Annotated in this window: 19 protein-coding genes; 15 read left to right on the top strand and 4 right to left on the bottom strand. The window is 39.2% G+C overall.

Annotated elements, in window-relative coordinates; all coding sequences use genetic code 11:
• Positions 1–12 precede the first annotated feature (12 nt).
• Positions 13–516 carry a DUF2062 domain-containing protein gene (locus tag R0J88_RS07590; RefSeq protein WP_410899581.1) on the bottom strand — a complete coding sequence of 168 codons (504 nt, stop codon included), beginning with the start codon at positions 514–516 and terminating at the stop codon, positions 13–15.
• On the opposite strand from R0J88_RS07590, the gene R0J88_RS07585 reads away from it, so the two are divergent.
• Genes R0J88_RS07585 through tcdA form a run of 7 tightly spaced genes read left to right on the top strand, consistent with a single transcriptional unit; the run spans position 496 to position 7,956 of the window.
• Positions 496–2,763, top strand: coding sequence for a DNA internalization-related competence protein ComEC/Rec2 (locus tag R0J88_RS07585; RefSeq protein WP_410899580.1), 2,268 nt, complete (start codon positions 496–498; stop codon positions 2,761–2,763). The genes R0J88_RS07590 and R0J88_RS07585 overlap by 21 nt on opposite strands.
• Positions 2,764–2,823: 60 nt before the next feature.
• Entirely contained in the window at positions 2,824–4,563 is a 1,740-nt protein-coding gene (gene msbA / locus R0J88_RS07580; protein ID WP_243530607.1) for a lipid A export permease/ATP-binding protein MsbA, read from the top strand.
• Positions 4,564–4,565: 2 nt separating this feature from the next.
• The gene (lpxK, locus tag R0J88_RS07575) at positions 4,566–5,546 is read left to right on the top strand and encodes a tetraacyldisaccharide 4'-kinase (RefSeq protein WP_410899579.1); all 981 of its coding nucleotides are present in this window, start codon (positions 4,566–4,568) and stop codon (positions 5,544–5,546) included.
• Positions 5,536–5,733, top strand: coding sequence for a Trm112 family protein (locus R0J88_RS07570; protein WP_006794732.1), 198 nt, complete (start codon positions 5,536–5,538; stop codon positions 5,731–5,733). The genes lpxK and R0J88_RS07570 overlap by 11 nt, the downstream gene beginning before the upstream one ends.
• A complete protein-coding gene (gene kdsB / locus R0J88_RS07565) occupies positions 5,721–6,482 on the top strand; it encodes a 3-deoxy-manno-octulosonate cytidylyltransferase (protein WP_410899578.1) in 762 nt (253 codons plus the stop codon). Before R0J88_RS07570 ends, kdsB begins: the two co-directional genes overlap by 13 nt.
• 7 nt (positions 6,483–6,489) lie before the next feature.
• On the top strand, positions 6,490–7,158 hold the full coding sequence (locus R0J88_RS07560; RefSeq protein ID WP_410899577.1) for a TIGR01621 family pseudouridine synthase: 669 nt from the start codon (positions 6,490–6,492) through the stop codon (positions 7,156–7,158).
• On the top strand, positions 7,159–7,956 hold the full coding sequence (tcdA, locus tag R0J88_RS07555; protein ID WP_410899576.1) for a tRNA cyclic N6-threonylcarbamoyladenosine(37) synthase TcdA: 798 nt from the start codon (positions 7,159–7,161) through the stop codon (positions 7,954–7,956).
• Positions 7,957–7,962: 6 nt separating this feature from the next.
• On the opposite strand, the gene R0J88_RS07550 is transcribed toward tcdA, so the two are convergent.
• From R0J88_RS07550 to R0J88_RS07540, 3 genes are all read right to left on the bottom strand, one after another.
• Positions 7,963–8,379 (bottom strand): SufE family protein, encoded by a 417-nt coding sequence (locus R0J88_RS07550; RefSeq protein WP_006794728.1) that lies wholly within the window; start codon positions 8,377–8,379, stop codon positions 7,963–7,965.
• A gap of 33 nt (positions 8,380–8,412) precedes the next feature.
• On the bottom strand, positions 8,413–9,639 hold the full coding sequence (locus R0J88_RS07545) for a SufS family cysteine desulfurase (RefSeq protein ID WP_410899575.1): 1,227 nt from the start codon (positions 9,637–9,639) through the stop codon (positions 8,413–8,415).
• A gap of 110 nt (positions 9,640–9,749) precedes the next feature.
• The gene (locus tag R0J88_RS07540) at positions 9,750–11,036 is read right to left on the bottom strand and encodes a citrate synthase (protein ID WP_008127363.1); all 1,287 of its coding nucleotides are present in this window, start codon (positions 11,034–11,036) and stop codon (positions 9,750–9,752) included.
• Between the two features lie 421 nt (positions 11,037–11,457).
• Between R0J88_RS07540 and sdhC the strand changes: the two genes are divergently transcribed.
• The 8 genes from sdhC (at position 11,458) to sucD (ending at position 21,313) form a co-directional block, all read left to right on the top strand.
• Entirely contained in the window at positions 11,458–11,835 is a 378-nt protein-coding gene (sdhC, locus tag R0J88_RS07535; protein WP_074210168.1) for a succinate dehydrogenase, cytochrome b556 subunit, read from the top strand.
• Positions 11,826–12,173 (top strand): succinate dehydrogenase, hydrophobic membrane anchor protein, encoded by a 348-nt coding sequence (gene sdhD, locus R0J88_RS07530; RefSeq protein WP_006794724.1) that lies wholly within the window; start codon positions 11,826–11,828, stop codon positions 12,171–12,173. Before sdhC ends, sdhD begins: the two co-directional genes overlap by 10 nt.
• Positions 12,174–13,946 (top strand): succinate dehydrogenase flavoprotein subunit, encoded by a 1,773-nt coding sequence (gene sdhA / locus R0J88_RS07525; protein WP_006794723.1) that lies wholly within the window; start codon positions 12,174–12,176, stop codon positions 13,944–13,946.
• A 10-nt stretch (positions 13,947–13,956) separates the two neighbouring features.
• Positions 13,957–14,673 carry a succinate dehydrogenase iron-sulfur subunit gene (locus R0J88_RS07520; RefSeq protein ID WP_006794722.1) on the top strand — a complete coding sequence of 239 codons (717 nt, stop codon included), beginning with the start codon at positions 13,957–13,959 and terminating at the stop codon, positions 14,671–14,673.
• A gap of 90 nt (positions 14,674–14,763) precedes the next feature.
• On the top strand, positions 14,764–17,583 hold the full coding sequence (sucA, locus tag R0J88_RS07515) for a 2-oxoglutarate dehydrogenase E1 component (protein WP_010556434.1): 2,820 nt from the start codon (positions 14,764–14,766) through the stop codon (positions 17,581–17,583).
• A gap of 3 nt (positions 17,584–17,586) precedes the next feature.
• Positions 17,587–19,098 (top strand): 2-oxoglutarate dehydrogenase complex dihydrolipoyllysine-residue succinyltransferase, encoded by a 1,512-nt coding sequence (odhB, locus tag R0J88_RS07510; protein ID WP_058428840.1) that lies wholly within the window; start codon positions 17,587–17,589, stop codon positions 19,096–19,098.
• A 176-nt stretch (positions 19,099–19,274) separates the two neighbouring features.
• Positions 19,275–20,441: an ADP-forming succinate--CoA ligase subunit beta gene (sucC, locus tag R0J88_RS07505; RefSeq protein ID WP_006794719.1), complete on the top strand. Its 1,167-nt coding sequence runs from the start codon at positions 19,275–19,277 to the stop codon at positions 20,439–20,441.
• Positions 20,441–21,313: a succinate--CoA ligase subunit alpha gene (gene sucD / locus R0J88_RS07500; RefSeq protein ID WP_008127375.1), complete on the top strand. Its 873-nt coding sequence runs from the start codon at positions 20,441–20,443 to the stop codon at positions 21,311–21,313. Before sucC ends, sucD begins: the two co-directional genes overlap by 1 nt.
• The last annotated feature ends 44 nt before the right edge of the window (positions 21,314–21,357 follow it).

Here is a 21,357-nt window from a genome sequence, read left to right as displayed (position 1 = left end):
AAAGAATCGTCATTATTTGCGTGCAGCTCTTGCCTTTATAACAGAGCGGCGCCATAAAATATCAATTCCAAAATAGCCTATAATTGATGCTATAGAGGCGCATACAAGTGAGCCTACTAAGAATGCAGGGCCAATGGTTTCGATACTCTGCTCAAACCAAGCCCAGTTAAGCTCAAAAGCAAAGTGTTGTTCTGGTTGATTTAAAACAAGAGTGCCAACGAGGTAAGACCCATAAAAAATAGGTGGCATGGTTAAAGGATTAGTAAGCCAAACAAGTGTTGCTGAGATAGGTAAGTTAACTCTAAATAAAATAGCAGTCGCTGCGGCTAAAACCATTTGAAAGGGAACAGGGATGAAAGCAAAAAATAAACCAACCGCAAAGGCCCCTCGAGCAGAACGTCTGTTTAAGTGCCAAAGATTTGCATCTTGCAAAAGCTTACCAAAAATTTTTAACGATTTGTGATGTCTTATTTTATTCGGATCGGGTAAAAATCTTTGGATAGTTTTCTTAGCCATTTAAAGCAACCATTTACATCAGTGTGGATCAGTCTTGGTTTTGTAATTGGCTGTATTTCAACCGTGTTTTATTACGAAACTCTCGAATTTATTATTATTACAGTGTCCATTGTAATAATAGGCGCTTATTTTAAGCCGTTTTTGTCTTTATTGTTAGGCTTTATTTGTGGAATTTGTATCGTTATAGCGCATTATCATATTTTTTATAACTTTGAGCACATAATTAATGATGAAAAGTACGCATATCCAGTCGAAGTTGTAATACAAGAAGTCATCTCAAACAAAGCTCCCCAATATGTCAAAGCAAAATTAGTGCGTATTAATGGAAAATACTATTCTAATTTGAGTGCACCTAGCGCGATGTTAAGCGTTAATTTAGATCAGCCATTACGTGCTAATGATCGTTTTGTGGCAAGTGTTAATTTAAAAAAATTTAGAAGTAATAAGAACTTTAATGTATTTGATAACGAACTGTATGCATTTAAGCAGCGAATTTTCTTTAAAGGCAAAGTTCTTAATAAAGAATTAAAAATCAAAAACACTTCAGAACAAAATAGTGTTCAAAGTTATAAAAGCTTCATTAAAAATACATACGAAAATACAACACTAAATTGGCTTTACTATGCTTTATTAACAGGAGATAAGACGTTAATGACACCGAGTGATAAGCAGCTGATGCAATCACTGGGTTTAAGCCATTTACTTGCTATTTCAGGCTTACACATTGGGTTGGTGTTCGGGTTTGGTTTCTTCATTACAAAGTGGGTATTTATTCACGTTAAATTGTTTAATAATCAAACGATGAATTTTTCAATTGCTTACAGTGTGATTGGCTTTGTATCAGCGTTTGTTTATGTCTATTTAAGTAATTTTTTGGTTTCAGCGACTCGTGCACTAATAATGCTTGGCTGTTATTTACTTCTATATTATTTTCAAAGGCAGCCAATGAGATGGCGCAGTATTTTGTTTGCGCTTGTTATTGTACTCGTTGTTAATCCGTTCAATACCCTTAATCCTGGATTATATTTTTCATTTTTTGCAGTCGTGGTTATTTTTTTAGTTATTAAAAATATACCTCCCTCTACCAATTCATTTCTAAAGGTACTTTTTGCATTAATTACTATTCAGGCTGCACTATTTATTGGTTTACTGCCTCTGTCTTTTTACTTTTTTAATGGCGTGAGTGTTGCTGGCTTAGTCATAAACTTAGTCGCAATTCCATTTCTTTCATTTATTTTAATGCCTTGTTTAATTTTATTAACGGCTATAAGTTCCGTATTTGATATTAGTATGGTGATTATTTTTATCGATAGCGGTCTAGCTTTTATTTTTACCTGTTTAAATAAATTACCAGCAGGTTTTGGTTGGCTAAACATAGGAATTATTGGTCTAAGTGTCATTATTTATGCTTATCTTACTCTTTTAATTTTTTATTTTTCGCCATATAGGCGGCTCGCTTTTTTACCTTTAGCCATGCTCTATATTGATTATTTACTTGCTGATAAGCCTACATGGAAATTACATGTATTCGATGTTGGGCACGGTCTTATGGCTCTTACTGAAAAAGATGATAAAGGGTTTATTTATGATTTTGGACCTAGTTACTTTAATCGTTTTAGCCGTGCTAAAAGTATTTTGTTACCTTTTATTGATATAAATAATATTGCAGTGACTCATTCTGTAGTTAGTCACCTTGATAATGACCATTCCGGTGGTTTATCTCATTTTATCAGCGCAGGTTTAAAGTTTTCATTTAATGAATTTCACCCTAATGGACCCTCAAAGGGGTGTATTCCAAACGAAGTAAACATGGCTGGGCTAATAATTAAAAGCTTCCCATCCCCCTTGCATGGTAATGAAAACGATGAGTCTTGTGTAATAAAGGTTTCAGATAAAGAGCACAGCGTTCTATTTACAGGCGATATTTCAAAAAATAGAGAGTCGCAACTGATAAACTCTAGCGATAGTTTAAAAAGTACAGTGTTACTTAGCCCTCATCACGGTAGTAGTACGTCATCAAGTAAGAAATTTATTACTGCAGTTATGCCACAGATTGTTATTCACTCAAGTGCTTACAAAGGGCAGTGGCAATTTCCTAAAACTGAGGTTGTTGAGCGTTATAGAAACATTAATGCCTTGCAGTATGTTACTGGGCAACACGGGCAAATTACGGTGCAGTTTTACGAAGAGACTGTGACTGTTATTACAGCACGAGACTATCAAAGCTACTGGTTTATAAAAGATTGACGTTTTGTTTTAGTTCTAGCAAGGATACAATAGGGTCTGTAATTGAATAAAGAGAGTATTATGGATCAAAGTACTACACAAATTTACAAGCGTTTAATTTCTTACGTAGGTGCTTACAAAAGCGTGGCAATAGTTGCAATTGTTGGCATGATTGGCTATTCCGGTATGGATGCTTTATTTATTCAATTAATGAAGCCTTTTATTGATGAAGGTTTAAATCAACGAAATAACGAAGTATTAAAATACGCCCCTTTTGTAGTAATAGCTTTGGTTATTGGTCGTGGTATTTTTAATTTTATGTCATCTTATTGCCTAAGCTATGTAGGCTCGCAAGTTGTTCGTTCACTCCGTCAGGAATTATTTGAACATATATTACATCTACCTGTTTCATTTCACGATAAAAACTCAACAGGTGACCTAATTTCTAAAATCACGTTTGATACAGAACAAGTTCAACAAGCAATAACCAAAGCATTACTGATTGTAGTACGAGAAGGGGCATTTGTTGTGTTTCTGCTTGGTGTAATGTTCTATACAAGCTGGCAATTATCTCTGATATTTTTAGTTATTATTCCTTTAGTTGCGCTGATCGTTGCAATAGTATCTAAGCGTTTTCGTCATATTTCTAAAAATATACAATCAGCTATGGGGCAAGTAACAAGAAGCTCAGAGCAAATGCTCAGTGGCCATAAAGTGATTCATGGTTTTGGCGGTCAAGAGAGAGAAATTAATCAATTTTCTAAAATTAACAATCATAACCGACAACAACGTATAAAAATGGATGCTACAAAGGCATTAAGTGTTTCAGTTATTCAAATACTTGCAGCGAGTGCTATGGCCGTTATTTTGTGGGTGGTATCAATGCCCTCAATGATAGACAGCATTAGCTCAGGCGACTTTGTTGTGCTTATTTCATCGATGATGATGTTACTACGTCCGCTAAAACAGTTAGCTAACGTTAATAGTGATATGCAGCGCGGTATTTCTGCAGCGCAAAGTATATTTTTAATACTTGACGAAAATATAGAAAAAGATACAGGCACAGTATCTGTAACAAAAGCCAAAGGTTTAATTGAGGTCAAAAATGTGACTTTCAAATATCCCACAAAAGATGAACCTGTATTAAATAACTTAACGCTTACAATTCAAGCCGGCGAAAGTATTGCGTTAGTTGGGCGTTCGGGTTCAGGTAAATCAACAATTTCTAATTTATTACCACGTTACTATGATTTAGACTTACCAAGTCAAATACTGTTAGATGGTATTCCTTTAAATGATTATAAGCTTACAGATCTTCGACGCCAATTTGCGCTAGTATCGCAACAGGTTGTGCTGTTTAACGACACTATAGCTAACAATATATGTTATGGAATTCAGCGAGATATTACAGATGCTGAGTTATTACAGGTAGCTAAGCAGGCCCACGTGTGGGAGTTTGTAAAAGACTTACCTGAAAAGCTAAATACGATGGTAGGTGAAAACGGAGTGATGCTCTCTGGTGGTCAACGTCAACGCATTGCTATAGCCAGAGCTATTTTAAAAGATGCCCCTATTTTAATATTAGATGAGGCAACATCCGCATTAGATACAGAGTCCGAAAAACTGATTCAACATGCGCTTGATGACTTAATGAAAGATAAAACATCAATTGTCATTGCACATCGATTATCTACAATTGAAAATAGCGATAAAATTTACGTTATCGATAATGGCCGTGTTATTGAAAGTGGCGATCACACCAGCTTACTTTCAAACGATGGAACTTATTCAGCGTTGTGTAAAATGCAGTTTGGCGAGTAACCGTGAATAAAATCGAAAAAAGCTGGTATGAACCAGTTGGACTTATTACATTACTTTTTTTGCCATTGTCAGCTTTATTTTGGCTAATTTCGATTACCAGAAAGCAGATGTATCGTTTTGGAATATTTAAGCAATTTAAAAGCGACATACCTATTATTGTTGTTGGTAACATTAGTGTGGGTGGAAATGGTAAAACACCATTTGTATTATGGCTTTATGACTTTTTAACAAAACAAGGGTTGTCAGTTGGAATCATTAGCCGAGGTTATGGTGGTAAGGCGAGTAATTATCCTTTAATTGTTAAAGATAATACGCCAGCTGCTGAGGCGGGTGATGAGCCTAAACTTCTGTTTCATCGTCTAAAATGCCCAATTGCGATAGGGCCAAACCGACAACGCAATATTGAGTTACTAGCCCGTGATTATAATTTAGATATCATTATCTCTGACGATGGTATGCAGCATTACAAAATGGCACGCACTATTGAATGCTGTATCGTCGATAGTGAACGCCAATTTGGAAATGGGTTGCTAATGCCTGCAGGGCCATTACGAGAAACACCTGCACGTTTGAAGTCGGTTGATTTGATTGTTGAAAACGGAGGGCAGAATAGTAATAACTACACATTAGAGCCCGCAGCGCTCAGGTCAGTAAAAAGTTCTTTTCCTATTAGTGAATCGATTAAAAATGGCCATGCAGTAAGCGCAATAGGTAATCCTAAGCGTTTTGAAAATACCTTAAAAAAACAGGGGATAACTTTATTATCTTCAAATCACTTTAGGGATCATCATCTATACACAGCCGAAGATTTTACCCGATTTGGTAACGATAATATTCTAATGACCGAAAAAGACGCCGTAAAATGCAGCGAGTTTGCCAAAGATAATTGGTATTATTTACCAGTAAATGCAAAGCCAACACAGGCTGTAATAAATAAATTAACTTTAATATTAAAAGAAAAAGGGATCCTAAATGGCCTTTGATACTAAATTACTCGACATAATTGCATGCCCTGTATGTAAAGGAAAATTACGTTTTGATAAAGACAACAGTGAACTAATTAGTACTGCTGCAAAACTCGCATACCCTGTTAAAGATGATATTCCGGTATTACTTGAAAATGAAGCAAGAGAGTTATCGTTAGAAGAGGTTGAAAAGTGGAATTCGTAGTCGTTATACCTGCGCGCTATGCTTCAACAAGATTACCAGGAAAACCGCTAGCAGATATTTGTGGTAAACCTATGATTCAACATGTTTATGAGAAAGCGTGTTTATCAGGTGCAAGCCAAGTGATAATTGCAACCGATCATCAAAAAGTATTTGATGAGGTTAGTAAGTTTACTAATGATGTTGTGATGACGCGTGAAGATCACCAGTCAGGCACCGAGCGCTTAGCGGAGGTAGTTGCTTTATTAAATTTAGATAGCAATACCATAGTTGTAAATGTTCAAGGTGATGAACCATTACTAGCTCCCGATAACGTTTTACAAGTAGCTAAGTTGTTAAATGAATCATCAGCACCCATGGCTACATTAAGCGTTGCCATTGAAGATAAAGACGACATATTTAATCCTAATGCAGTCAAGGTTGTTAGCGATATAAATAAAAACGCGTTGTATTTTTCGCGTGCAAGTATTCCGTTTGATCGACATGCGATGTTAGAAGAAAAAAGAGATTTAGAGCTTTCATCATTTCAACGCCACGTGGGTATTTACGCTTACAGAGCAGGGTTTATTAATCAATATATTGCACTTAGTGTTTCACCTTTGGAGTTATTAGAGTCATTAGAGCAGCTGCGTGTTTTATATCACGGTTATAGTATTAAAATAGAGCAGGCAAAAGTAGCTCCGCATGCAGGTGTTGATACCGCTGAAGATTTAGCAAAAGTAATTGCGTTTTTACAAAATAAAAACGCGTGACCTTTGAATGAACTTAATATTAAACGTGGTATGTGAGCATTCTGATTTTTATGTTGTCGAAAAACCATCACAACTCAGCTTTCATTCAGAAGATGGACCTGGCTTTGTTGTGCTAGCTGAGCGACAATTTAATGAGAAACTTTACGCAGTTCATAGATTAGATAAAGTAACTTCGGGTCTAATTATTTTAGCAAGAAATAAAAGCGCTGCAGCAACGTTTACGGAGCTTTTTGCACAACATTCTATTGATAAGTTTTATCTTGCTATTACAGACTCTAAACCTAAAAAAAAGCAAGGTTGGGTTAAAGGAGACATGGCCAAGTCGCGCCGTGGTACCTATAAGCTTTTGGCATCTAATTTAAATCCTGCAATTACCCGTTTTTATTCAATTAGTTTTAAAGCGGGTTTTAGAGCGTTTATTTTAAAACCTTTTTCGGGTAAAACACATCAGCTAAGAGTTGCCTTAAAAAGCATAGGATCCCCAATATTGGGTGATATTGCTTACTCTGGTACGGCTTCAGATAGAACGTATTTGCATGCTTATGCATTGAGCTTTACTTGGAAAGGTGAGAACTTACAATTTACGCTTTTACCTAGTAACGGTGATGCGTTTTTAACCTTGTTACAACATGATAATTTTCAAGCATGGCGTTCGCCATGGGAACTGGACTGGTAAATGAGTGAAAAAATAACTGACATCCGCTTTGGTGGCATTAAACGTTTATATGGTCATCAGCAATTTGATTGGCTTCAAGAGGCTCACTTTTGTGTTGTTGGCATTGGTGGAGTGGGGAGTTGGGCAGCTGAGGCGCTTGCGCGCACCGGTTTAGGTAGAATAACGCTCATAGATCTTGATGATATTTGTGCGACCAATGTAAACCGTCAAATCCATGCCTTATCTGGAACTATTGGTCATGCTAAAGTCGACGCAATGAAAGCGCGTTGTGAACTTATAAATCCAGAATGCAACATTGATGTCATTGATGACTTTATAACACTTGAAAATATTAAAGAGCACATTCACGGCTTTGACTATGTTATCGATTGCATTGATGCGGTCAAAGAAAAAGCAGCACTCATTGCCCATTGCAAGCGAAATAAAATGCCTATTATTACCACTGGTGGTGCTGGTGGTCAAACCGACCCCAGTCAAATTACATTCGGTGATGTAGCTAAAACAACGCAAGATCCTTTACTTGCAAAGGTGCGCTACCTATTACGTAAACAGTATAACTTTAGTAATAACCCTAAACGAAAATTTAATGTTGATTGCGTTTACTCAACAGAGCAATTAGTTTATCCAGGGAGTGATGGTAGTGTTTGCCATGCAAAGCAAAGTGCAGATGGCAGCATGAATATGGATTGCAATAACGGTTTTGGCTCTGTAACGATGATTACAGGAAGTTTCGGCTTTTTTGTAGCAGCCAAAGCTATTCGCAAATACCTAGATAAAAAGCAGCGTTTGCAGGTTTAGCACTACTTAGCTTATTTTTTGCTGTGCCATGGTTTGGATTCTATCAACCATGGCTTTAATTCCGTTACCACGTGATGTACTTAAGTGGCTAATAAGACCTAGCTTATCAAACTCCTCATACGCATCTATTTTCACTACTTGCTCTGGTGTCAGTCCGTTATATAAAGATAAAATAATTGCTAGCAAACCTTTTACGATACGTGTATCTGAATCACCAATGACTACTAACGTATTTTCTTTTAAATCAAATTCAACAAACATCCATACCTTGCTTTCACAGCCGGGAACTAGTGAAGCTTCTGTTTTTAAAGCATCAGGTAAAGCGGGTAAAGTTTTGCCTAAAAGCATTATTTCACGATACTTTTGCTGCCAAGAAGACGCTTTTTCAATTGACTCAGTGGTTTTTTTAAACGTATTTGTCATGAGTTATCCTAATAAAATATATAAAAGCGACGTTTAATCTAATAAGGCGATACATTCTTTGAGTGAGTTGATGAATATGTCAACATCTTCATAGGTATTGTAAAAACAAAAGCTGGCTCTTAAGGTGCCATTTATTCCTAAATGAGTCATAAGCGGTTGCGTACAATGGTGGCCTGCTCTGACTGCAACGCCATAACCGTCAAGTAATGTTGCCAAATCGTAAGGATGCTCATCTTTAAAATTAAAACTTAGCGTGCCAATATTGTCAGATAGATTGCTATAAATTGTAATACCTTGAATGGTTACCAGTTTTTCAGCCGCATAATTAAATAGTTTTTGCTCATACTTTTGTAATTGTTCGTTTTGTAAGGCGTTTAAATAATCCAAAGCCGCAGAAAAACCTAATACGCCAGAAATATTAGGAGTACCTGTTTCAAATTTTGCAGGTGCAGGACGATAAGTACTATGTGTAAGGTACACCTTATCTATCATTTCCCCGCCAGTTTGATACACATCTAAAGAATTAAGTTCTTGATATTTGCCATAAAGTACACCTAAACCTGTGGGGCCAAGCATCTTGTGGCTTGAGCACACGTAAAAATCACATTTTAAGTTATGTAAATCAGGCTTTAAGTGCATTGCGCCTTGAGCGCCGTCTATCAAAACGAGTGAATTAACTTTTTTTGCAGCAGTAATAAGGGGCTTTAAATTTGTGATATTACCAAGCATGTTAGATGCTTGTGTAATTGCAAACAAACTAGGTTTAGACTGCTTAATAAAATCACAGCATTGTTTAATATTTAATGTTCCATCATCATTAACGGGTAGTGCTAATAATTTTGCGCCTGTTTGCTCACTAAGTACTTGCCAAGGAACAATGTTAGCATGATGTTCTAATACTGAGATAATAATAGTATCGTTTTGGTTAAATCGGCTTCGTAAGCCATTACTTACTAAATTTATTGCCTCTGTAGCACCCTTAGTCCAAACAATTTCTTTACTTGATACATTAAAATACTTGGCTGTTTTGTCACGAGCTTGCTCGTATAAGCTTGTGGCACGCTCGCTCAATGTGTGACGGCCGCGATGTACATTTGCATTTTGGCTAGTATAAAATTCGTTTATAGCGTCTATGACTGATTGGGGTTTTTGAGTGGTTGCTGCAGAGTCTAAATAAACAAGTGGGTTAGCATTTATCTGCTGCTTTAAAGTAGGAAAGTCATTTCTAATTTTATTAATATCAAATTCTAAAGCAGGCATAGCTCTTCAACATGGTCATTTTGAGGCGCAAATTGTAATGGGTTTATAATAATTCTCAAGTATTGAACACAAAAAAGGCCGCAAAAGCGGCCTTTTATAGCTAAATAATATTAGCGCTTGTCGGCAGATACATAGTCACGGGCAGTGTAACCAGTATACATTTGACGAGGACGGCTGATCTTATGACCAGGTTGAGAAAGCATTTCATCCCAGTGAGTGATCCAACCAACAGTACGTGCCATTGCAAAAATTACAGTGAACATGCTTGTTGGAATACCAATTGCTTTTAAGATAATACCTGAGTAGAAATCTACGTTAGGGTAAAGTTTCTTCTCAACAAAGTATGGGTCTTCTAGGGCAATTTGCTCAAGCTTCATTGCAATATCAAGAAGAGGATCTTGAATGTTAAGCTCTTCTAATACTTCGTGACACGTTTGACGCATTACTGTTGCACGTGGGTCGAAGTTTTTGTAAACACGGTGTCCAAAGCCCATTAGACGGAACGGGTCTGACTTGTCTTTTGCTTTAGCTACGTATTCATCGATACGATCAACTGAGCCAATTTCTTCTAACATGTTTAAACATGCTTCGTTAGCACCGCCGTGAGCAGGGCCCCATAAAGAAGCAATACCGGCTGAAATACATGCATATGGGTTCGCACCTGAAGAACCCGCAAGACGAACTGTAGATGTAGAAGCATTTTGTTCGTGGTCTGCGTGAAGCATGAATATTTTGTCCATTGCTTTAGCAGTAATCGGGTTTACTTTGTACTCTTCAGCTGGAACAGAAAACATCATGTGTAAGAAGTTTTCTGCATAGCTAAGGTCATTTCGTGGGTATACAAAAGGCTGGCCAATGTTTGTTTTGTATGCCATTGCAGCAATTGTGGGTAATTTAGCAACTAATCTAATAGCACTTGTTTTGCGTTGTTCAGCATCAGTAATATCTAAATCTTCATGATAAAAAGAAGATAGAGCACCCACAACACCACAAAGCATTGCCATTGGATGTGCATCAAAGCGGAAACCTTGGAAGAAATTAGCAATTTTTTGATCTAGCATTGTGCTGCGAGTAATTTTCTCTGCGAATGCATCATATTGCTCTTTAGATGGTAACTCACCGTTAAGAAGTAAGTAGCAAAGTTCAATATAGTCTGATTCTTCAGCAAGTTGCTCAATTGGGTAACCGCGGTGAAGTAAAACACCTTTACCACCATCAATGTAGGTGATTGCAGATTCACAAGAACCAGTCGACATGAAACCTGGGTCATAGGTAAAGTGGCCATGTGAACCTAACGTACGTACGTCGATTACATCTTGGCCAGCAGTGCCTTGATAAATTGGAAGTTCGATTGGATCAAGTCCATCAATATGAACTGTGGCTTTTTTATCTGCCATCGCTATGTATCTCCTATTAAGATATCTATTCTGATTTTTAGATTTTTAAAGTTCTGAAATCTGTTTTAAGCACATCTACGCATTTTAACGTGAAAGAGGGGGTTAAAGTCAATTTTTATAAACATTATGCACATTTGTATAATAAATATTCTGTATCATATATGTATTATACTATTGGCTAATTCGCAAACATCTCTAAATAAACAAGAATTGTAAAAAGCCTTATGGGTATATATACTAACGGAGGTTTTAAAACCGTATTGTATTTGGGTAAAGATATTTTTACATTCAAAAAATTTACATTAATGTGAACTTTTAATGTTTTAATTCGTTTATCTTGATAGTTCCACCAGAAACATTTGGTGGGTTTTTAGAAAAGCAAGTAGATGAGCTCCAATGTGAGCAAGATGGGCAAGTAACTGTGAAAAAGCAAAGACCTGTAAATCTAGATCTAACAACTATATCTATGCCGGCAACGGCTAAAGCATCAATTTTTCACCGCGTCACCGGTGTTGCATTATTTTTTGCTTTAACGTTTGTCATTTGGGCTTGGTCTGAGTCTCTCTCGTCAGCTGAAAGTTTTGAATTCGTCAAGGGTCTGTTTAACGGATTCATTGCCAAATTTATAGCTTGGGGCACTATTTCAGTACTAGGCTATCACCTTATTGGTGGTATCCGTCACATGGTAATGGATATGGGACACTGGGAAGAACTTGAATCAGGTAACCTAAGCGCTAAAATTGCAATGGCTCTTGGCGTTGTATTCGCTGTATTAGCGGGAGTGTGGATATGGTCTTAAATCAAGCAACTCTTAAACGTGATGGTGTACAAGATTACGTATCTTTACGTACCACGGCATTAATAATTAGCGCATATGCTATTTTTATTATCGGCTATTTTTTAGCGACGCCGGAAGTCACTTTCGAAGCCTGGACAGGCCTCTTCTCTAACCTAGCTATGAAAGGGTTTACGCTAGTAACCCTAGTATGCATTATGGTTCATACCCGCATTGGCCTTTGGCAGGTTTTAACAGACTATGTTAAAAACTCAAAGTTACGCGCATTTTTAGGGTTTGTTCTAAACCTAATGGCCGTTGCTTACGTAGCTATTGGTCTAATTGTATTATGGGGTGTTTAAGTGAAATATTCTGTTCGTGAATTTGACGCCGTAGTAATCGGTGCAGGTGGTGCAGGTATGCGCGCTGCCTTGGCTATTACTGAATCTGGCAAAACGTGTGCACTAATATCGAAAGTATTCCCAACGCGTTCACATACCGTATCCGCTCAAGGTGGTATTACAGTAGCGCTTGGTAATTCACACGAAGATAACTGGGAATGGCATATGTACGATACCGTTAAAGGTTCCGATTTTATCGGTGACCAAGACGCTATCGAGTATATGTGTCAAACTGGGCCAGAAGCAATTACTGAATTAGAAAACATGGGTTTACCATTTTCACGTTTTGAAAATGGCCGTGTATACCAGCGTCCTTTTGGTGGCCAATCAAAGAACTTTGGTGGCGAACAAGCAGCACGTACTGCAGCAGCAGCTGACCGTACTGGCCATGCTTTATTACATCTTCTTTATCAACAAAACGTTAAAAATAAAACAAATGTATTCTCTGAGTGGTATGCACTTGATTTAGTTAAAAATGATAACGGCGATGTTGTTGGTTGTACTGCAATTGAGATTGAAACAGGTGAAATCACTTACTTCAAATCAAAGGCGGTTGTACTAGCTACTGGTGGTGCTGGTCGTATATACGCTTCAACCACAAATGCTCACATTAACACTGGTGACGGTGTTGGTATGGCTACACGTGCTGGTATTTCTATGCAAGACATGGAAATGTGGCAGTTCCACCCGACAGGTATTGCAGGAGCAGGTACACTTGTAACTGAAGGTTGTCGTGGTGAAGGTGGTTATCTTTTAAATAAAGATGGCGAGCGTTTCATGGAACGTTATGCACCTAACGCAAAAGACTTAGCTTCTCGAGATGTTGTTGCACGTTCCATGATGACAGAAATTCGTGAAGGCCGTGGTTGTGATGGTCCTTGGGGTCCTCATATCAAGCTTAAGCTTGACCACTTAGGTGAAGAGACACTTAACCTACGCCTTCCTGGTGTTTGTGACCTTGCAAAAACATTTGCTCACGTAGACCCAGCTAAAGAACCAATTCCAGTTATACCAACATGTCATTATATGATGGGTGGTGTACCTACTAACGTGAATGGTCAAGTGCTTCAAATCAACGCTCAAGGCGATGAAAAAGTAGTTGAAGGTTTATTTGCTGTAGGCGAAATTGCATGTGTATCTGTGCACGGTGCAAACCGTCTTGGTGGTAACTCATTACTTGATTTAGTAGTGTTTGGTCGTGCTGCAGGTAATTTCTTAGGTACATACCTCAGAGATGTTGAAGTATCAAAAGCTGCCTCTGAATCAGACTTAGAAGCGTCTCTTGCACGTTATAATCGTTGGGAAAACTCAACAGCTGGTCAAGGTGAAGATCCTGTTCAAATTAAGAAAGATCTTCAACAATGTATGCAGCTTAACTTCTCGGTATTCCGTGAAGGTGATTCAATGGCGACTGGTCTTCAAGAACTTAAAGAAATTCGCGAGCGTTTACAACATGCTCGTCTTGACGATAAATCGTCAGACTTCAACACGCAGCGTATCGAATGTCTTGAACTTGATAACTTAATGGAAACAGCTTACTCAACAGCAGTAGCTGCAAACTTCCGAACAGAAAGCCGTGGTGCACACTCTCGTTTTGACTTCCCAGATCGTGATGACACGAACTGGTTATGTCACTCAGTATACAATCCTGTTACGGATGAAATGAGTAAGCGTGACGTAAACTACGCGCCTAAGACGCGTGAAGCATTTCCACCTAAAGCACGTACATACTAGGAGCGAGACGATGGCACAAGTACAATTTTCAGTTTATCGTTACAATCCAGATGTTGACAACGCACCGCGTATGCAAGATTACACCTTGCAAATTGACGATGGTCACGACATGATGGTTCTGGATGCACTTTTATTATTAAAAGAGCAAGATCCTTCACTTTCATTCCGTCGTTCATGCCGTGAAGGCGTGTGTGGTTCTGACGGTGTTAACATGAATGGTAAGAATGGTTTAGCATGTATTACTCCTTTATCTACGTTACAAAATAACGGTAAAGGTACAATAGTAGTTCGTCCTCTTCCAGGATTACCTGTGGTACGTGACCTTGTTATTGACATGAGTCAGTTCTACACTCAATACGAAAAAGTTAAACCTTATCTAATTAATGACACGCCTGCTGCAGGTGAACGTCTTCAGTCTATTGAAGAACGTGATAAATTAGACGGCTTATATGAGTGTATTTTATGTGCATGTTGTTCAACATCGTGTCCTTCGTTCTGGTGGAATCCAGACAAGTTCATTGGTCCAGCAGGCCTTCTTCATGCTTACCGTTTCTTAGCTGATAGCCGAGATACAGCAACAGAAGAGCGTTTAGCAGACCTAGACGATGCGTTCAGTGTGTTCCGTTGTCACAGTATCATGAACTGTGTTAGCGTTTGTCCTAAAGGTCTTAATCCGACCAAAGCGATTGGGCAAATCAAATCTATGTTATTAAACCGTTCAGTTTAACTACATAGAAACGTAAGATGGCTAGTTCTCATTACTAGCCATCTTGTTATTATAACTATTAATTTCTGCGCTAAAGAAAAGGGCTTATAAATGCACGAAGGTGTGATGAAGGCATGGTTAGAATCTTCACATTTAAACGGCGGTAACGTTGCTTATGTAGAAGAGCTTTATGAAGCGTATTTAGATGATGCGACTTCTGTGCCAGATGAATGGCGAGAAGTGTTCGAACAATTACCAAAAGTTAATGGTGTGGATGTTGAAGTTAAGCATTCAGAAGTTCGTGCACAGTTTGCACAGCTTGCAAAAAACAAGCATAGAGAAGTAGTGGTAGCAGAGGGTAGCGGCGGTGACCTTAAACAGGTTAAAGTTCTGCAACTTATTAATGCTTTCCGTTTTCGTGGACACCAAAATGCAAACCTAGATCCATTAGGTATTTGGGAACGAGAGCGTGTTCGAGATTTAGAGCTAGATTACCACGACTTGTCAGAAGCTGATTTTGAGCGAGAGTTTAATGTAGGGTCTTTTGCAGTTGGTTCAGACTCTATGCCTTTAGGTGAATTATACCAAGCACTTAAAACTACATATTGTGGTTCTATCGGTGCAGAGTATATGCACATCACATCTACAGAAGAAAAGCGTTGGTTACAACAACGTTTAGAATCTGTTCAATCTAGGCCTAAATTCGAAAAAGAAGAAAAGCTACGTATCCTCAAGGGGTTAACTGCAGCTGATGGTCTTGAAAAATATTTGGGTGCTAAGTTCCCTGGTGCAAAACGGTTCTCACTAGAAGGTGGGGATGCATTAGTACCTATGCTTAAAGAGCTAATTCACCGAGCTGGTGAAAGTGGCCAACAAGAAGCCGTAATTGGTATGGCTCACCGCGGACGCTTGAACGTTTTAGTGAACGTTTTAGGTAAAAATCCATCAGAGCTTTTTGATGAATTCGCTGGCAAGCATAAAGATACATTAAGTTCTGGTGATGTTAAGTACCACATGGGTTATTCATCGGACTTTGCCACTAAGGGCGGCAACGTTCATATGGCACTTGCTTTTAATCCTTCTCACCTTGAGATAGTAAACCCTGTAGTTATGGGTTCTGTACGCGCTCGTTTAGATCGTTTAGGTGATACAACGGGAATAAAAGCATTACCGATCACAATTCATGGTGATTCTGCTGTAACAGGTCAAGGTGTAGTACAAGAAACGTTTAACTTGTCTCAAACTAATGCGTTTAGTTGTGGTGGCAGTATTCGAATTGTTGTTAATAACCAAGTTGGTTTTACTACCTCTAAACAAGACGATGTTCGTTCTACAGATTACTGTACTGATATCGCCAAAATGGTTCAGTCACCAATTTTCCACGTTAACTCTGATGATCCTGAAGCGGTTGCATTTGTTACACAAATAGCACTTGATTTTAGAAACAAATTTAAGCGTGACGTAGTTATTGACTTAGTTTGTTATCGTCGACATGGCCACAATGAAGCTGATGAGCCAAATGCTACTCAGCCTTTGATGTACCAAAAAATCAAAAAACACCCAGTTCCGCGCCTTATTTATGCAGATCAACTAATCGCTGAAGGTTCTTTTTCAGAACAAGAAATTAAAGCACTTGCCGATGAATACCGTAATGGGTTAGATGACGGTAATTGCGTTGTATCTGAAATTCAACCAGAAACCTCTCATTCTTCAGATTGGGCTAAATACGTGGGCCACGATTGGGATGTTGATTACGATGCAAGTGTTTCGGTTGAAAAGCTCAAAGAACTTGGCGAAAAGGTAGCGAGCTACCCTGAAGAATATAAAGCTCAGTCGCGCGTTAAAAAGATTTACGATGATCGTAAGTTAATGGCCACTGGTGAAAAACCGCTTGATTGGGGAATGGCAGAAACACTTGCTTATGCAACTATCGCAACCGAAGGCACTGACATTAGAATGACAGGTCAAGATTCTGGTCGCGGTACCTTCTTCCATAGACATGCCGTTGTTCACAGTCAAAAAGATGGTGCGACTTATCTTCCTTTACAACACTTAAGTGAAGATCAAGGCGCTTTCCAAGTTTTCGACTCTGTACTGTCTGAAGAAGCAGTAGTTGCATTTGAGTATGGTTATGCGACTGCCGAACCAACTTCTCTTGTACTTTGGGAAGCTCAGTTTGGTGACTTTGCAAATGGTGCGCAAGTTGTATTTGACCAATTTTTGAGTTCAGGTGAGCAAAAGTGGGGTCGCTTATGTGGTCTTACTATTTTGTTACCACACGGTTATGAAGGCCAAGGTCCAGAGCATAGCTCTGCACGTTTAGAGCGTTTTTTACAGCTTTGTGCTGATCACAACATGCAAGTTTGTGTTCCGTCTACACCTGCGCAAGTATATGCAATGTTACGACGTCAGTCAGTAAGACCTTTACGTCGTCCATTGATTGTTATGACGCCTAAATCGTTACTACGTCATCCTCTTGCAGTTTCATCACTTGAAGAACTTTCAAACGGTGTATTCCATAATATGATCGACGAAGTTGATGATATTAAACCTGAGAACGTTGAACGCGTTGTTTTCTGTAGTGGTAAAGTTTATTACGAGTTACTACAAGAGCGTCGTAAGCTGGAACAAAATAATATTGCCATCGTTCGTGTAGAGCAATTATACCCGTTCCCACATGACGAAATGAAAACTATTATGGAACGTTACCAACACGTTACTGATTTTGTATGGTGTCAAGAAGAGCCACAAAACCAAGGTGCATGGTACTGTTCTCAACACCATTTTGTTGACGCAATTCCACAAGGTGCTAAGTTGAAATACGCTGGGCGTAAAGCATCTGCATCACCAGCGTGTGGTTACATGTCAGTACATACTAAAGAACAACAAGCGCTCGTTGCTGACGCGCTTACTATAGAAAATAAAGGATAAGCGATGAGCACAGAAATTAAAGTTCCTGTTCTTCCTGAGTCGGTTGCAGATGCTACCGTTGCTACATGGCATGTAAGTGTTGGCGACAAGGTAACTCGTGATCAGAACTTAGTAGATATTGAGACAGACAAAGTAGTGTTAGAAGTAGTTGCACAACATGACGGTGTAATTACAGAAATCTCTCAAGAAGAGGGTGCTACCGTACTTGGTGACCAAGTTATGGGTTTACTTGGCGATGCTGATGCAGCGCCTTCAAGCGAAAGCACATCTTCAAGTGAAGCAGAAAAATCAGAAGACGCGCCATCGGCGCCATCAGCACCAGCATCAGAAGGTAAAGAAGTGGACATCAAAGTACCTGTACTCCCAGAATCAGTTGCAGACGCAACAATTGCCACATGGCATGTTCAACCAGGAGACGCAGTAACGCGCGATCAAAACCTGGTAGATATCGAAACAGATAAAGTTGTTCTTGAAGTAGTAGCTCAAGAAGACGGTATCATGGGCGACATCATTAACGCTGAAGGCGATACTGTTCTTGGTGAGCAAGTAATCGGTTCAGTAAAAGCAGGTGGTGCACCTGCAGCTCCTGCTGCTAAAGAAGAGGCGGCTCCTGCTGCAGATTCAACTGATAGCTCAGATGTATTAACTCCATCTGTTCGTCGTTTAATTGCTGAAAAAGGACTAGATGCTTCTAAAATCAAAGGAACTGGCAAAAATGGTCGTGTAACTAAAGAAGACGTTGATACGTTCTTGAAAGCACCGGCACCATCAGCGAAGAAAGCAGAAGCTGCTGCTCCAGTTGCGCCAATGGGTGATCGTACTCAAAAGCGTGTTCCTATGACACGTTTACGTAAAACGATTGCTAACCGTCTTCTAGAAGCTAAAAACTCTACTGCAATGTTAACTACGTTTAACGAAGTTAACATGAAGCCAATCATGGACCTTCGCAAGCAGTACCAAGAAGTATTCGAAAAACGTCACGGTATTCGCTTAGGCTTTATGTCTTTCTACGTGAAGGCAGTTACTGAAGCACTTAAACGTTTCCCTGATGTAAATGCGTCAATTGATGGGGACGACATTGTCTACCACAATTACTTTGATATCAGCATTGCTGTTTCTACACCTCGTGGTCTAGTAACACCAGTTCTTAAAGACTGTGATAAGTTATCAGTTGCTGAAATTGAAAAAGGCATTCGTGAATTAGCACTTAAAGGCCGTGACGGAAAGCTAACGCTTGACGACATGACAGGTGGTAACTTCACTATTACAAATGGTGGTGTATTCGGTTCATTACTATCTACACCTATCATTAACTTGCCACAGTCTTCAATTTTGGGAATGCACAAAATTCAAGACCGTCCAATGGCAGTAAATGGTAAAGTTGAAATTCTTCCTATGATGTATTTGGCACTTTCTTACGATCACCGCCAAATAGATGGTAAAGAATCTGTTGGTTTCTTAGTAACTATTAAAGAGTTACTTGAAGATCCAACTCGCTTATTACTGGATGTTTAATCAAGTAGTATGAAATATAAGCTGTGAACCACAATTCACAGCTTTTTTTTTGCGCCTTTGGTCGTACTGGGGTTTTCATGTTAAGCCTTGGCAACTATACTAGGTGCGCAATTTGGGATAGTTGTTTATTGAATAAATATTCAGCTCTTTTAGTATAAAAAATTGGATAAAGCATCATGAATTTGCATGAGTATCAGGCAAAACAACTTTTTGCCGAATATGGTTTACCAGTTTCTCAAGGTTTCGCTTGCGATACACCTGAAGAAGCTGCAGCAGCTGCTGAAAAAATCGGCGGTGATATGTGGGTTGTTAAAACTCAGGTTCACGCAGGTGGACGTGGTAAAGCTGGCGGTGTAAAGCTAGTTAAAACTATCGATGAAGTTAAAGCGTTTGCAGCTAACTGGTTAGGTAAAAACCTAGTTACTTACCAAACAGACGAAAATGGTCAGCCAGTTGCTAAAATTTTAGTAGAAAGCTGTACAGATATCGCCAACGAATTGTACTTAGGTGCAGTAGTTGATCGTGCTTCTCGCAAAGTTGTTTTCATGGCGTCTACTGAAGGCGGTGTTGAAATTGAAACTGTTGCTGAAGAAACACCAGAACTTATCCACAAAGCTGAGATCGATCCACTAGTAGGTCCTCAAGCTTACCAAGCACGTGAACTTGGTTTCAAATTGGGTCTTAACCCAACACAAATGAAACAGTTCGTTAAGATCTTCATGGGTCTTGGTAAAATGTTTAACGATTTCGATTTCGCATTACTTGAAATCAACCCGTTAGTAATCACAGACGAAGGTAACCTTCACTGTCTTGACGGCAAAATCGGTATCGATGGTAATGCACTTTACCGTCAACCAAAAATCCGTGAGTTCCACGATCCATCTCAAGAAGATGCGCGTGAAGCACATGCAGCAAGCTTTGAGCTTAACTACGTAGCACTAGATGGCAACGTAGGTTGTATGGTTAACGGTGCAGGCCTAGCAATGGGTACTATGGACATCGTAAACCTACACGGTGGCAAGCCAGCTAACTTCCTAGATGTTGGTGGCGGCGCGACTAAAGAACGTGTTTCTGAAGCATTCAAAATCATCCTTTCTGACGACAATGTTAAAGCTGTTTTAGTTAACATCTTTGGCGGTATCGTACGTTGTGACATGATTGCTGAAGGTATCATTGGCGCAGTTAAAGAAGTTGGCGTAAACGTACCTGTAGTTGTACGTTTAGAAGGTACTAATGCTGAATTAGGTCGTGAAGTTCTTAAGAGCTCTGACTTAGACATCATCGCTGCTGAATCATTAACAGACGCTGCTGAAAAAGTTGTTGCTGCTGCGGAGGGCAAATAATGTCTGTATTAATCAATAAAGATACAAAAGTTATCTGTCAGGGTTTCACTGGTGGCCAAGGTACTTTCCACTCAGAGCAAGCGCTTGAGTACGGTACACAAATGGTTGGTGGTGTTAGCCCAGGTAAAGGCGGTCAAACGCACCTTGGTCTTCCTGTATTCAACACAGTACGTGATGCAGTACAAGAAACTGGCGCAACTGCTTCAGTTATCTACGTACCAGCACCTTTCTGTAAAGATGCAATCTTAGAAGCAATCGATGCTGGCATCGAGCTAATTGTTTGTATCACTGAAGGTATCCCTACACTTGATATGGTTGACGTTAAAGTTAAACTAGATCAAACAGGTACTCGTATGATCGGTCCTAACTGTCCAGGTGTTATCACTCCTGGTGAGACTAAGATTGGTATCATGCCTGGTCACATCCACAAGCCTGGTAAAGTAGGTATTGTTTCTCGCTCTGGTACTTTAACGTACGAAGCGGTTAAGCAAACTACAGATGCTGGTTTTGGTCAGTCTACGTGTGTTGGTATTGGTGGTGATCCAATCCCAGGTACTAACTTTATCGACGTTTTAGAAATGTTCGAAAAAGATCCACAAACTGAAGCAATCGTAATGATTGGTGAAATTGGTGGTACTGCAGAAGAAGAAGCTGCAGAGTACATCAAAGCTAACGTAACTAAACCTGTTGTATCTTACATTGCTGGTGTTACTGCACCAGAAGGTAAGCGTATGGGTCACGCTGGCGCAATCATCGCAGGCGGTAAAGGTACTGCAGATGAGAAATTTGCTGCATTAGAAGCTGCTGGCGTACAAACTGTACGTTCACTTGCTGATATCGGCAAAGCGCTTAAAGAGAAAACAGGCTGGTAATCAGTTTAGTTAATCTTTGAAAAGGCTCGCATTTCGCGAGCCTT

Origin of the sequence: Pseudoalteromonas sp. SIMBA_162, from assembly GCF_046535955.1 — a bacterium.
GTDB classification, from domain to species: domain Bacteria; phylum Pseudomonadota; class Gammaproteobacteria; order Enterobacterales; family Alteromonadaceae; genus Pseudoalteromonas; species Pseudoalteromonas marina.
This window is presented reverse-complemented; position numbering and strand designations above follow the sequence as displayed.